At 67.2% G+C, this 649-nt stretch carries 1 protein-coding gene; it reads right to left on the bottom strand.

All coding sequences use genetic code 11. From position 1 onward, the window contains the following. The coding region (locus tag IE260_RS41145) for a phosphocholine cytidylyltransferase family protein (RefSeq protein WP_189881035.1) at positions 1-649 on the bottom strand (649 nt) is incomplete at both ends.

Raw genomic sequence — 649 nt, forward strand, 5'->3', positions numbered from 1 at the left:
GGCACGCGATCTCCCGGCCCTTGGCGAGGTCGTCGTGGTTGTCGATCTCGACCCACTTGACGTCACCGATCGGCGCCACGTCGACCTTGAAGCCGCGGTCGACCAGCTCCTGGTAGCCGTCCTCGTAGTACAGCTGCGGGTCCCGCTCGAAGGTCGTCTTCAGCGCGTCCGCCAGCTCGGCGGCCGCCTCGCCCTCGATGAGCGTGACGCCGATGTACTCGCCGGTGGCCTCGGAGGGGTCCATCAGCTTGGTGATCCGCCGCACGCCCTTGTCCGGGTCGACGACGACCTTCATCTCCTCGTCGGCGAGGTCCTTCACCGTGTCGAGGGCGAGGATGATCTTCTTGCCGTCGCCGCGGGCGGCGAGCAGCGTCCTCTCGACGGAGACCGGGTGCACGGTGTCGCCGTTGGCCAGGATCACGCCGTCCTTGAGGGCGTCACGACCGCACCACAGGGAGTAGGCGTTGTTCCACTCCTCGGCCTTGTCGTTGTCGATCAGCGTCAGCTTGAGGCCGTACTTCGCCTCCAGCGCCTCCTTGCGCTCGTACACCGCCTCCTTGCGGTACCCGACGATGATCCCGACCTCGGTCAGACCCACCTCGGCGAAGTTGCCCAGGGTCAGGTCCAGCACCGTGATGCCGTCCTCCGC

The organism is Streptomyces viridiviolaceus, assembly GCF_014650995.1.
GTDB classification, from domain to species: domain Bacteria; phylum Actinomycetota; class Actinomycetes; order Streptomycetales; family Streptomycetaceae; genus Streptomyces; species Streptomyces viridiviolaceus.